This is a genomic window from Neobacillus sp. GCM10023253 (assembly GCF_042653105.1).
Taxonomy (GTDB): Bacteria; Bacillota; Bacilli; order Bacillales; family Cytobacillaceae; genus Neobacillus; species Neobacillus citreus.
Genome location: NZ_JBHSHV010000012.1, coordinates 632,694 through 646,119 on the forward strand (window position 1 = coordinate 632,694; position 13,426 = coordinate 646,119).

At 40.7% G+C, this 13,426-nt stretch carries 13 protein-coding genes; 2 read left to right on the forward strand and 11 right to left on the reverse strand.

What is annotated here, in order from left to right; translation table 11 throughout:
- Window positions 1-14: 14 nt before the first annotated feature.
- On the forward strand, window positions 15-662 hold the full coding sequence (locus ACFPA1_RS17275) for an acetoin utilization AcuB family protein (RefSeq protein ID WP_213144586.1): 648 nt from the start codon (window positions 15-17) through the stop codon (window positions 660-662).
- On the forward strand, window positions 659-1,831 hold the full coding sequence (locus ACFPA1_RS17280) for an acetoin utilization protein AcuC (RefSeq protein WP_378584314.1): 1,173 nt from the start codon (window positions 659-661) through the stop codon (window positions 1,829-1,831). Before ACFPA1_RS17275 ends, ACFPA1_RS17280 begins: the two co-directional genes overlap by 4 nt.
- Window positions 1,832-2,511: 680 nt before the next feature.
- On the opposite strand, the gene ccpA is transcribed toward ACFPA1_RS17280, so the two are convergent.
- The 11 genes from ccpA to ACFPA1_RS17335 all read right to left on the reverse strand — a co-directional run bounded on the left by ccpA (window position 2,512) and on the right by ACFPA1_RS17335 (window position 13,374).
- A complete protein-coding gene (gene ccpA, locus ACFPA1_RS17285) occupies window positions 2,512-3,516 on the reverse strand; it encodes a catabolite control protein A (RefSeq protein WP_213144585.1) in 1,005 nt (334 codons plus the stop codon).
- Between the two features lie 208 nt (window positions 3,517-3,724).
- Window positions 3,725-4,801, reverse strand: coding sequence for a bifunctional 3-deoxy-7-phosphoheptulonate synthase/chorismate mutase (locus ACFPA1_RS17290; protein ID WP_378584317.1), 1,077 nt, complete (start codon window positions 4,799-4,801; stop codon window positions 3,725-3,727).
- 287 nt (window positions 4,802-5,088) lie between these two features.
- Window positions 5,089-5,421 (reverse strand): bacillithiol system redox-active protein YtxJ, encoded by a 333-nt coding sequence (gene ytxJ, locus ACFPA1_RS17295; protein WP_213144583.1) that lies wholly within the window; start codon window positions 5,419-5,421, stop codon window positions 5,089-5,091.
- 86 nt (window positions 5,422-5,507) lie between these two features.
- Window positions 5,508-5,972 carry a YtxH domain-containing protein gene (locus ACFPA1_RS17300; protein ID WP_213144582.1) on the reverse strand — a complete coding sequence of 155 codons (465 nt, stop codon included), beginning with the start codon at window positions 5,970-5,972 and terminating at the stop codon, window positions 5,508-5,510.
- 20 nt (window positions 5,973-5,992) lie between these two features.
- Window positions 5,993-6,457 carry a DUF948 domain-containing protein gene (locus ACFPA1_RS17305; RefSeq protein WP_378584319.1) on the reverse strand — a complete coding sequence of 155 codons (465 nt, stop codon included), beginning with the start codon at window positions 6,455-6,457 and terminating at the stop codon, window positions 5,993-5,995.
- A 174-nt stretch (window positions 6,458-6,631) separates the two neighbouring features.
- Entirely contained in the window at window positions 6,632-7,933 is a 1,302-nt protein-coding gene (murC, locus tag ACFPA1_RS17310; RefSeq protein WP_213144581.1) for a UDP-N-acetylmuramate--L-alanine ligase, read from the reverse strand.
- A 288-nt stretch (window positions 7,934-8,221) separates the two neighbouring features.
- Complete coding sequence (locus ACFPA1_RS17315; RefSeq protein ID WP_378584322.1) at window positions 8,222-10,756, reverse strand: DNA translocase FtsK; 2,535 nt, start codon at window positions 10,754-10,756, stop codon at window positions 8,222-8,224.
- Window positions 10,757-10,901: 145 nt separating this feature from the next.
- Window positions 10,902-11,696, reverse strand: coding sequence for a DUF1444 domain-containing protein (locus tag ACFPA1_RS17320; RefSeq protein ID WP_378584324.1), 795 nt, complete (start codon window positions 11,694-11,696; stop codon window positions 10,902-10,904).
- Window positions 11,697-11,783: 87 nt separating this feature from the next.
- The gene (locus tag ACFPA1_RS17325; RefSeq protein WP_213119873.1) at window positions 11,784-12,098 is read right to left on the reverse strand and encodes a thioredoxin family protein; all 315 of its coding nucleotides are present in this window, start codon (window positions 12,096-12,098) and stop codon (window positions 11,784-11,786) included.
- A gap of 143 nt (window positions 12,099-12,241) precedes the next feature.
- A complete protein-coding gene (locus tag ACFPA1_RS17330) occupies window positions 12,242-12,790 on the reverse strand; it encodes a hypothetical protein (RefSeq protein WP_213144579.1) in 549 nt (182 codons plus the stop codon).
- A gap of 62 nt (window positions 12,791-12,852) precedes the next feature.
- Window positions 12,853-13,374, reverse strand: a complete 522-nt coding sequence (locus tag ACFPA1_RS17335; RefSeq protein WP_378584326.1) for a DUF84 family protein — start codon at window positions 13,372-13,374, stop codon at window positions 12,853-12,855.
- Between the last annotated feature and the right edge of the window lie 52 nt (window positions 13,375-13,426).

The following is a 13,426-nucleotide window of genomic DNA, read 5'->3' on the forward strand; positions in this document are numbered from 1 at the left end:
TTGGGGGAAATCCTATGATCGTGGAAGAAATTATGCAATCGGATGTAGCTGCCCTCTCTCCCACTGATACCATTGCAGACGCCATGGCATTAATGGAATTAAGGAAAATTCGCCACATCCCAATCATTGATAAAGACGGGCACCTGGTTGGTCTTGTTACCGTTGCTAAAATAAGAGAGGCTACACCGTCCATTTTTCATGCAAATGAACACCCGGAAATTTTGAAAAAACCCCTAGATACGATAATGGAGAAAAACGTCATCACAAGCCATCCCCTGGATTTTGTTGAAGAGATCGCCGCTCTTTTCTATGAACATAAAATAAGCTGCCTTCCGGTCATCAATAATCGAAAATTAGTGGGAATTGTGACAGAAACCGATTTATTAAGAACAATGATTGAATTAACAGGTGTTCATCAGCCTGGCTCGCAAATAGAAATAAAAGTGCCGAATATCTCCGGAATTCTCAGTGAAATCGCAGAAATTATCCGAAAACGGAAGGCAAACATCTTAAGTGTACTGGTTTACCCAGATAAACAGGATGAGCAATATAAAATACTTGTAATCAGAGTTCAATTAATGAACCCTACCGGATTGATTCAAGACCTTAAAGAAGCTGGCCACCAGGTGTTATGGCCAAATTTGCCGGGGATGTCTATATGAATGATCGCTGTTCCTTTATTTACTCAGAAGACCTTCTGAATTATCGATTCAACAGCCATCATCCTTTCAATCAATTCCGGCTTAAACTCACAGTAGATTTATTAAATAGAATAAATGCCTTAGACCCCAATCAGATTGTTAAGCCACGAATGGCGACTGAAGAGGAGTTAACCTTAATCCATGACCCAAGTTACGTAGAAGCAGTAAAAAAGGCCGGCCAGGGGCTTCTTCCGAAAGAAATGGCTGAAAACTATGGTTTAGGTACTGAAGATACCCCTATTTTCGCTAATATGCATGAGGCTAGTTCTTTGATGGTGGGGGGGACCTTAACGGCTGTCGATGAGGTAATGACTGGAAAAACACTTCATGCCCTGCACCTTGGCGGCGGTCTGCATCACGGATTTCGGGGGAAAGCCTCCGGATTTTGCATTTACAATGATAGTTCTGTTGCGATTAAATATATCCAGCAAAAATATAATGCCCGCGTTTTATACGTTGATACAGACGCCCATCATGGTGACGGAGTTCAATGGTCCTTTTACGATGACCCGAATGTCTGTACACTATCAATTCATGAGACTGGCCGGTATCTATTTCCGGGTACAGGCAATATTAACGAAAGAGGCCAGGGAGCGGGATACGGCTATTCATTCAACATCCCTGTTGATGCCTTTACAGAAGATGATTCGTGGCTGCATGCCTATAAAAATGCAATCAGAGATGTGGCCGAGTTTTTTAAGCCTGATGTGATCTTGACGCAAAACGGAGCAGACTCGCATTATTATGACCCATTAACCCATTTGTCGGCAACGATGAAAATATATCGGGAAATCCCAAAGCTTGCCCATGAAATTGCGCATCAATATTGCGGCGGCAAATGGATTGCCGTAGGCGGCGGCGGATATGACATTTGGCGTGTTGTCCCAAGGGCTTGGGCATTTATTTGGATGGAGATGACGGAAAATCCCAATTGTTTTGGCAGTTTGCCTGAAGACTGGATAGAGCAGTGGCAAAAGGAGTCCCCGGTGACACTGCCAAGGGAGTGGGATGATCCAGAGGATATTTATCCTCCAATCCCAAGAAAAGCAGAAATAACAGAAAAGAACTTAATCACACTTGAAAAAGCACTATATCCAATTCGTAATCATCAAAAAAGTGAATCAAGATAATAAGAAAAGGCGGCTATTTAGCACCTCAGGCTATCGAAAACCTTTCGATAGCCTTTTATTTTACCTCATTACCTTTGTCGATTCACCACGTTAATTTTTATATAAAAATATTAATTTAAAGCCTTTTTAACATGTTTGTTGATTTGCGCCCTAGGCACTTCGATTTCCGCGAGGTTCAGACACTTCCTCCTCTTTTTCAGGCGATTTTGTCCGAAGGTTGCGTAGGTTCGGACACTTCCGCCCCTTTTTCAAGCGGTTTTGTCCGAAGGCTGCACTGGTTCGGACACTTCCGCCTCTTTTTCAAGCGATTTTGTCCGAAGGTTGCGCAGGTTCGGACACTTCCTGGATGGAAATGTCCTCATAAAGCAGCACACTTACCAGGTGGAGAAAATGTGTGTTGCAATACTTTAGGATATTTGACTCCCAGTTGATTGGAGCAGAGGGCACTCGACTCCTCGAAAATGCTATCGCATTTCCTTCGTGCGTGGGCCGATTCAAGGGAGAAGATTTTCAGTGTCCTGCGGGATATAGAGGTCACTGGAGACCCCGCAGGCGCTTTCAGCGCCGAGGAGGCTCCAGGACCTCCCCGCGGAAAGCGAGTGCCCGGAGAGGAAATCAACAGGCCCGTTAGCAGGATTTAGACAAAATAAAAAAGGCGACTAATTAGCCGCCCTTTTTTATTATTCCCTTGTTGATTGACGATGTTCAATTCGATGTGGAAGAACCACTTTTTGTTCACTTACTTTTTCTTTGTTCATTAATTTGGTTAACAAGCGCATTGCAACAGCCCCAATATCATAAAGAGGTTGAACAATCGTCGTAAGCTGCGGACGGACCATCAGCGACAGTCTCGTATTGTCAGAAGTAATAACCTCAAAATCCTCTGGAATACTGTAGCCCTTATCCTCAGCACCATGGACGACACCAAGTGCCATTTCATCCGCACCAACCAAAATGGCCGTTGGTTTCTCAGATAGTTCCAGCATTTTTTCAAATGCTTCAATTCCGGAATCGTACGTATAATCTCCTTCAATAATTAGCTCTTCATTAAAAGGAATATTTGCATCTTCTAAGGCTCTCTTATAGCCATTTAGCTTTTTAACGGTGATATCCGGTTCATAAAGCGGTCCAATAACAAAAGCAATATGTTTATGCCCTCTACCGATAAACTCCTTTACAGAATCGTAGGCAGCCTGTTCATAATCAATGTTAACAGAAGGAATCTTTTCAGATTCTTCGATAGATCCCGCTAGCACAACTGGAACTGGAGACCTTTCAAACTCATCGACATGCTCAGGAGTAATATGTCCTCCCATGAAAACAATCCCGTCTACCTGTTTACCTAACATTGTGTTAAATAAATGTAGTTCCTTTTCTTTGTTTTGATCTGAATTACTTAAGATAATATTGTACTTATACATGGTGGCAATATCTTCAATCCCGCGTGCAAGCTCTGCAAAGAAGATATTGGAGATATCAGGGATGATAACTCCTACTGTAGTTGTTTTTTTACTTGCCAATCCTCTGGCAACCGCATTTGGACGGTATCCTAATCTTTCGATTACCTCTTGGACCTTTTTCCGGGTAACCGGCTTTACATTAGGATTCCCGTTAACAACGCGGGATACTGTGGCCATGGAAACATTCGCTTCACGAGCTACGTCATAAATTGTAATATTATTCACTTGTAACACTCTCCTAAAACGTTCATTGTTTTCTTTATTTTATAGCATTTAGCTAAAATCTAGTCATTATTGCTTATGTGATAAAGTAAACAATCTTTAAGTATGTACTTATGATACGACAAGAAGAAAAAAGCCGCAATTATATTGTCAATATTTTTTTAAAAGCAGGAAAAAACCTCCTGCTATCATAGCAGAAGGTTCTTGTTCATTATACTCTTACAAAGTTGGATGCAAGGAGTTCATTGTAGAAGTGATCAAATTGCTCAAGGTTCATTTGCTGCTGTGCATCAGAAAGTGCTACAGCAGGGTCTGGGTGTACTTCAGCCATAACGCCGTCTGCCCCAATTGCAATTGCAGCCTTCGCGCATGGAAGCAGTAAATCTCTTCTTCCAGTTGAGTGAGTAACATCTACCATAACCGGTAAATGTGTTTCTTGCTTTAAGATAGGAACAGCGGAAATATCTAAGGTATTTCTAGTTGCCTTCTCGTAGGTCCGAATTCCACGCTCGCAAAGGATAATTTGTCCATTTCCTTGCGCCATGATATATTCGGCAGCATTGATGAATTCCTCGATGGTTGCAGCTAACCCTCTCTTTAATAGAACAGGTTTATTTACTGCACCAGCAGCCTTTAATAATTCGAAGTTTTGCATATTACGTGCACCAATTTGGATAACATCGATGTAATCAATAGCCATTTCAATATCGGCAGGACTGACAATTTCACTAATGACGGCCATATCAAATTCATTTGCAACACGTTTTAATATTTTCAGTCCTTCTACACCTAATCCTTGGAAATCATATGGAGACGTTCTTGGCTTGTAAGCACCACCGCGCAAAAGCTTTAAGCCTTTTTCCTTCATAGATTTAGCCACAGTTGCCACCTGCTCATAGGATTCAACTGCACATGGACCGAAGACAAAATGCTGCTTGCCATCGCCAATTTTTTCGCCTTTTAAGTCTACGATTGTATTTTCTGGCTGTTTCTTTCTAGAAACTAACAAAGCTTTCTTATGGTCGTCCTTTTGGAGGTCAAGCCCCGCTTTGAAAATTTCCTTAAACAGGTGATCAATTGTTGAATTTTCAAATGGACCATCATTATTCTCTTTAATTTTATCGAGCATCATTCTTTCGCGGACTGGATCGAAGCGGAAAACGCCTTGACTTCCTTTTACCTGCCCGATCTCTTGGACGAGTCGAGCTCTTTCATTTATTAACCTCAACAATTCCAAGTTTAACTCATCTACACGGTCTCTTAACTGATCCAATTCATTATTGCCCATCTTTTCGTCCCCGTCCTTTCTTTTGTCGGCATTTATTCCTAAGTAAAGTTATCTTTTTTAAATAGGATTAAGTTTACTGCCTCACAATCAAAGATTTTTAAAAATTATAAACTTTTTTATAATTAGGGTTATTATAGCCGAAATAAATTTCTTTGTCATCACTTTTTTCTTTAACGATTAAACGCTTTTAAGCTTTTAAGTATTAAAGTATTTTTTGATATATATTAAAGTAATATATGTGTTTTTTGAAAAAAGGTGACTGTTATATGGCGATATGGAACTATTTTTTATTCCTGAACGGGAATAGCTTGTGCCAAAGAACGATTCGTTATTTTCCAGTGTGAAGCATTCCACGATGGTTTCCCATCAGCAAAAAGAATGGCTTGTGGAGATTCGTGCTTAATTTGAAATTGTTCAGCGATTTCGTTTGATAATGGGCGGGAATCTTGAACTGCCAAGTAGTAAGTTGGGATATTTTCATGTTCATTCGAAAATTTCTCGTATTCTTTGTAGGCTGCTTGGCTGATTGGGCAAGTTAAGCTGTGCTTTAATAGATAAAATGAATTTTCGTTATTTAGTAATTCCGTAAACTCTTCAATTGAATCAATTTTTTTCAGCATAATTTTACCTCCAGATAATAATAAACGGTGAAGTAATTTTAACACTTCACCGTAATGTTTCACAAACTGTATGACTTATATTCCTTTTAAATCCTAACCTTGCTTTCTTCTTCCTCTAGTGCTTTTTGAGCTTCCTCTAATTTTTTTCGAATTTCATCGCTATTTGCTGAAGCTTTTGTTGATGCCGTTTTTTCGTTTGAACCTTGAATCGAAATATAGGTGGTTTCGGAATCCTCATGCTGCTCAAAAGTGGTATCTGTTTTCCCTTTCACTTTATTCATTAGATTAGAGGATTGCTGGGCAAGCCCCTGGGTAAGTGAGATAGTTTTGGACTTTACATTTTCCCTTAGCGGTGAAGATTTATCGAGAAGAGATCCCGTTTGGTCAGAAAGTGTATGGCGAAATTCCTGGCCTTTTTTTGTACCTAAGAGCAGCGCCGCTGCAGCACCCGCCAGACCGCCAACGATAACGCCCAGCAGAAAACTGCTGCTGCCAGATTCGTCGCTTCGAACTTGATTGGTTTCACGTGATTCATACTCTCTTTTTGTCATAATCCCTTCACTCCTCTTTTTTAATGTGAACGTTCCTTTTGCCTTTCATAAATGGTTTCTTCATTTTTGGCTTCCTTACGAGCCTGCCACATGTCTTTTAATTCAAAAAATACATTGCTCCACTGAATAATTTGCGAAACTTTTTCCTTGCTCTCTTCGACTTGCTCATCAATCGTATTCGTAATATTCTTTAAGGTTCCATTAAATTTCCTGACTGAGGTTCCAACCTCTTTAACAGAATCAACGACACTATTTAAGCGCACTGATTTATCTTGTAAATCTTCGGCAAGGGCATTTGTTTTTTGTAAGAGCTGTGTTGTTTCACTTGTGACACCTTCAACTTGTTTTTCCAGTCCCTTTAAAGTGTCCGAAACACTCGTAAGGGTAATTTTCAGGGATTTAAGTGTCGCTGATAAATAGAAAACCAGCACTAAAAAAGCTACTGCAATCAAGGCTACGCTTATGTATAAAATCAAGATCATCATAAAACCTCCGATATATCCTATTAATTATGTATTACCGTTCAAACTATGGTTTAAACCTCGTTCATATCTTATACTACTTCCAGTGATTTGTCTTGTTTTCCTGCAATTTGTTAAAAAAAATTCCTTATATTATTGATATGAAAAAAGGATGCCGCACTTGGCGGAATCCTTTTCTTATTTAGCAATTTGTTTTTCATAAGATTCCTGGAATTTCTGAATGTCTCCAGCCCCCATAAAGAGGATGACACTATTATCATGGTTCCCTAATAAATATGTGGTCTCTTCAGTGAGAATTTCAGCACCAGGGATTTTTTCCTCAAGGTCGTGAATAGAAAGCTTTCCTTGTTTTTCACGAGCTGACCCAAAAATTTCACACAAATAAGTTTTATCCGCCAGCCTTAGGCTCTCAGCAAAATCTTCTAAAAAGGCCTGCGTCCTTGTAAAGGTATGCGGCTGGAACACGGCAACAATTTCACGATCAGGATATTTTTGCATGGCTGCATCGATGGTTGCTTTGATTTCAGTCGGATGGTGGGCATAATCGTCAATTAAAATTTGGCTGCCCATCCTTTTTTCCGTAAATCTTCGCTTAACCCCTTGGAAGGTCGTTAAAAGTTCTTTCACTACTTCCACATTAATATCTTCATAATGGCAAACGCCAATGACAGCTAGAGCATTTAGAACACTATGGTCACCGAATGTTGGAATGGAAAAGGTGTCATAATACGTATTGCGAATAAATACATCAAAGCTTGTTCCTTCTGTCGTTTTCACAATATTTGCGGCCTGATAATCATTTTCCTCCGCAAATCCATAAAACAAGACAGGAACCTTAGCCTGAATTTTTTGAAGCTGCTCATCATCACCATAAGCAAATATCCCTTTTTTCACTTGGAAGGCCAACTCCTGAAAAGCCGAAAAAACATCATCGATATTGGCAAAATAATCAGGATGATCAAAGTCAATATTGGTCATTATGGCATAATCAGGGAAGTAGGAAAGAAAATGTCGTCTATACTCACATGCCTCAAAAACAAAATACTCCGCACCTTCTTCTCCTTTACCGGTACCGTCACCAATTAAAAAGGAAGTAGGCTTCGCGCCTGCGATTACATGCGAAAGCAGACCCGTGGTGGATGTTTTGCCATGGGCACCTGTGATGGCTATGCTGGTGAAATTTTGCATAAAGTCGCCTAAAAAACGATGGTAACGTATAATAGGAAGCCCTAGTTTCATGGCCTCTTGAATTTCCTCATGCGTATCAGGAAATGCGTTCCCGGCAATGATTGTCATCCCTGGCTCGATATTTTCTTTCTGGAACGGGAGTATTTTAATCCCCGATTGTTCAAGGGCCAGTTGAGTAAAAAAGCGCTTTTCGACATCGGAGCCTTGGACCTGAAATTTCATATCATGGAGCACTTGTGCAAGTGCGCTCATACCAGACCCCTTTATACCGACAAAATGGTAAATTGTCATAGAAGAACCTCCAACCAACGTCTATCTGTAAAACAGTATATGACATCTGTCTGTATTTGCTAATCTGAAAAAGCAGGGAGAATTGGACACCTGCTTTTCCTGAACATATTTCAATATTATATCACTGTTTATCCGTAAAAACTATTTTCGAACCCGAATTGCTCCAATGGTACTATTCGCTAATCAGAATTTACTGTTGTAAATTTGAACGCATAAGTTCAACTACAACACATGAATCGTCCTATCGGACTCGCCAATCGCTGAGTTTTATTTATTATTTGTCTATATTTACATATTTAGACTTGCATCCTGGATAGATTCCAAATCCGCTTCGTTGATTAACACTTCCCGCGGCTTGCTTCCGTTTGCACCTGAAATATAACCCTGCTGCTCGAGCATATCCATTAAGCGTGCAGCCCGGTTATAGCCAATTTTAAAGCGGCGCTGCAGGCTGGAAGTTGAGGCTGCTCCTTGTTCGATGATAAATTCACAGGCATCATAAAACAACTCGTCCTCCTCCTCCGTTATTTGGGCCTTTTTTAAAAGTTCTTCCTGCACAAATAAATATTCCGGCTCGCGCTGTTCTCTAACATGGGCGACAACCACATCAATTTCTTCATCGGTTACAAATGTGCCCTGCAAGCGGACCGGCTTTGATGAGCCATTTTCCAAAAAGAGCATATCGCCGCGGCCAAGCAATTTTTCGGCACCGCTGATATCAATGATGGTACGCGAATCGACTTGGGATGAGACCGAAAAGGCAATCCTTGTCGGGACGTTTGCTTTTATTAAACCAGTGATGACATCCACAGACGGCCGTTGCGTTGCGATAATTAAATGGATACCGCACGCTCTTGCCTTTTGGGCTATCCGGCAAATGGCTTCCTCTACATCAGCCGGTGACATCATCATTAAATCAGCCAGCTCATCAATAATAATGACGATATATGGGAGCTTGTCGGAATATCTTTTATGCTCCATAGCCAGTTCATTAAAGCGGCTGATATCGCGGACGCCGGTATGGGCAAATAGCTCATAGCGGCGTTCCATTTCATCGACTGCCCATTTTAACGCAGCGGTTGCTGCCTTAACATCGGTAATAACCGGGCTGACCAGGTGAGGAATCCGGTTATATGGTGCAAGCTCCACCATTTTCGGGTCAATTAGCATGAGCTTAACATCTTCAGGTCTGGCTTTATATAATAAGCTAACTAAAATCGAATTAATGCAGACACTTTTTCCGGATCCTGTTGCCCCGGCAATCAGACCGTGGGGCATTTTCTTTAAATCTGTCACAATCGGCTTGCCGGCAATATCGAGGCCAAGCACCACCGTTAACGGGGATGCTGTATCATTGAAAACGCCGCTGCCGATAATTTCGCTGATTCTCACCGGCCTTGATTGTTGGTTCGGCACTTCAATTCCAATCGTGTGTTTCCCCGGAATTGGTGCTTCGATCCGGATATCCCTGGCAGCAAGGCTTAATTTGATATCATCACTTAGATTGGTAATCTTGTTCACTTTGACACCAGGTTCAGGCTGTACTTCAAAACGGGTAACAGACGGACCTTGCGTTACATTTACCACATTTGCGCCAACATTAAAGTTTTGCAAGGTTTGGTTTAGCAATTCCTCTTGATAAAGCATCCATTTTGTATCGATGATTTCGGAAACCGGGGGATGGAGCAAATCCGCCATTGGGAATTGATATTCGCCTGCTGCGGCAATCTCTTGGATATGGTGGTCTTTTTGCTCTTCATGACGGCTATTGGTTTCAACGATTATTTCTTTTTGCTGTGTATTAATTGATTCCTGCTTTTGCGGTTCCTCTTTCACTTTAAGCAGGCTGTTGTTTTCCACGACTTGCTCTTGTTGAGAAGCGGCAATTAAAGCCTGCTTTTGCCGTTCTTCGTCGAGTCTTCTTTTCTTTACTTCCCATTTTTCCCGATCCTGCTTTAACATCATGACGTTGAAAGGAAGATGAGAACGCTTAGGCTTAGGAGGTTCAGATTCCTCGAATTGGTCCTCTTCGATACGAAGTGGTAATTCGGATTCCTCGTTTTGGTTATCTTCAATACGAAGTGGTGGTTTGGATTCATCGCTCTGGTTATCTTCAACACCTAGTGGTATCGTGGATTCCTCGATACGAAGTAGCAGTTCACCAACCTTGCCTTCAGGTTCTTGAACACCTTCAATCAGAACAGAGCTGTTATCTGTCTCTTCGGAGTATGTATTGTCCATTGGAGTGATTTCATCAAGGGCCACATTCTCTTTAATTTCAGTTTCTGTCTCCAAACTCTTATGGACAAAATTTGATATTGTCATTGTGGGATTTTCTTCCGTCAGTAGCGGAGCGGACTGGCTTAATTTTTCTTCCTCGAAAATATGACTTAATTCATGTTCAACTACCGAGTCTGTTTTTCTCGGGCGATTGAACCCAAATACTGGGGAAGGAATTTCGGTTGGTTGAAACGGCCCCCGGGCTTTTTTTAACGGTTCAATTTTCGCCTTAATTGGTTCTTTTTGAATTACTTTTTGCCGTTCTTTAACCGATTGTGGGAGATTCTCTGTCTCTCTTCCGATTTTCTTTTTCCGCCGCTTTCCTTCTAGGGGTTTTATTGATTCCAAAGGTAAGGGTGCCTTTAATTTGTTTTTTGGATATTGATAAGAAACTCTTGCATCCAAATCCTTAGTGCTTTCACTTTGAAAAGCAAATGTAGGAACTTCCGATTTATCATTATGTAAGGGGTGCTTGTCAAATTCCCCTTCCTCATCTTTTTTTAATTTTTGAAAAAAGTTTTGGATCCAGCTCAAAACTATCACTCTTTCTATTTCACTTCTTGTCACTCTATTTTATCAGCATTTTTTATTTTTTCGACACTATTCTTTAGAAACAGCCAAAATATATGAAATTTCGTTCTTGAGACACAGAAAAACAGGATCACCTTCATCAAGTGATCCTACCCTTTTATTTATTTTTTCCTAAAATAAAAATCGGCTCTAATTCTCCGTTTTCGTATAAGAACGATAGGGCGGTAATAGGAACTCTGCCGCTTGCGAAAAAGCTCATCGCCATTTGTGCCATCACATCATAGCCTCTGTCATTGCGGATATCCGCGATAATTAAGACATCCTGATGGGGAACGGCCACTACCATTGTCCCGGTAATCCGTTTTTCCATATCAATCAGGAATCCCTTGTTTAAAATCCGGCTTGCATCATAGCCATCATTGGTGTTAAGGAAATAAAAAATATTTCCAGCGACCTGATCCTCCTTTACAGATGTGGAAAGCGATCTTGCGTTAAATAAGGCAATTTCCTTAATCCGTGATGGATCCCATCCTTCTTTTTGCATAATGCGGGAATCAATTAATCGGTAGGTTTTCCCCATATCATAGGCATAATAGATTTTTGTTTCCGCAGTATGGTCGTCAGTCAGGAAAGGAACCCCTTCTTCGGCTTCCTTCGGAAAAGAGGTCGAGCGGATAACCGGGAAGATTTTTTTCTCATGGTCGGTTAACTGGACGGTTTCCTCCATGGCCCGAAGCCCTTCTTCCACATAATAAACAACCTCGTCAATCGCTTTATCCTTCTCATCGTGCCATTTAGCCACAATCCCGGCTAGAGCAACCGTAATCCCTTTTCCAGTTCGTTTACTTTCAATACGCAGCTGATCTTTATCACGATCATAGGTTACTACTCTATCTTCATTATCTAAACGCGATTCTAGTTCTCGCCTCATCTTTTTACTGTCCATTTTCATATATATCCCTCCGATATTAAAAGGAGTAGTTTTCTTTTTTAGATAAAAAGGCTCCTTCTCCAAAAGGAGATGGAGCCTTGTGCTGATTTATTTTAGACCAGTAATAAATTTTTCGATTTCCTCTTGTGTTTTACGGTCTTTACTAACAAAGCGGCCCAGTTCTTTACCGTTTTCAAAGGCAATAAAACTTGGGATCCCGAAAACATCGAGCTGCTGGCATAAATCTATATATTGATCACGGTCTACATGGATAAAGGTATATTCCGTGAATTTGGACTCAATCTCTGGCAAGACTGGTTCAATAAACCGGCAGTCCCCGCACCAATTAGCTGAGAACATAAAAATCGTTTTTCCCTGGTCACGCAATTGCTCAAATTGCTCCATGGATTCTAAATGTTTCATTATTAACGACCCCCGTATTGAAAGAATGTTTTTTCAATCATAACAATCCATCCGCTTGTCAGTCCAATAATATGCAATCGGACATCCCCTATTATCTTAACCAACCATGCCAAACAAAAAACGAAGGGATTACCTTCGTTTTTTTATTTGTATGTAACCGAATGGACTATTTGCGTCATTGCTTTCGCTTCTTCTTCAAGGCTTGAAGTCTTTACCTGAGTGGTTATTTTCGCGCCGCCTACACCAACGGTCATTTCATTCATATCATCTTTTAACTTTTTAATGGTCAAATAACCGAACATTTTATCGTCTGTGAATTTCTCATTTGTATCCAGTTTTTTATACTGTTCAACTGTCGTTTTATACACCACTTCACTTGAAGGGCCTTCTTGGGGATTCACAAACAAAATATAAGTTTTCGAGCCATTTTTTAAAATGATATTATTCGGTGTGCTGTCATCAATTTCATATCCGAACGGAAGGTAAAAATGAATTTTTTCACTTTTTTTCGAAGGCTTTTTTGCCTTCTCATGAAACGTTGTATTCACAATTTTAATAGTTGCTTTACTTTCCTTTTTATATGATGCATTTCCACATGCAGTTAATAATCCCAGCGATATTATGAAGATCGTTATGATTTTAAAGAGTCTCAGACTGCTCTCCCCCTTATAAAAACAATATTCTATCTCCATAATAACTGCCAGAATATTCAAATGACAAGACTTTGTCGAAAAATAGTGTCGAAAAATATACCTTATTTTACTTTTAATTTTTGCTGATAGGTAAATTGCCCTACTAAAAGCTTCATAACATGCGTAAACATCTCGGCCCGATTGACCATTCCATTCGTAAAGACCCCGACAGCACCTTCCTGCTTGCTGACGTTTTTCTTTTTCGCGTAATCCTCCATAACCGGGCCAAGCTCTTCACCAGCCCTTAATCTTACCGCCACTTCCTCAGGCAGTAAAAATCTTGCGCCGCCAGCTACAATCGGCTCCATATCGAGGGTGGCAAGCGCTCCCCAATTGCAAAGCAACAGTCCGTGACTAGTTTCATGGACGCCTCCCTCAAGTCCGATGCCGATATCTCCATTTCCTTGTTCAAGCGCGCCTTTTGCCCTGTTGATCGCCCCTTTTATTGTTTCTTCGTCTGAGAAGGGCTGCTCGCTAACCCCTGATTGTACGTCTAAGGATATAAATTCTGCCTCCAGGTGTTGGAAGCTATTTTTGACCGCCGTAATTTTGGTAGGATTTTTTGATCCAATAATAATTTTCATGCTCGTTTCTCCTTTTTAGAAATACAGCAAAGGAGGCATGATGTGACATCAC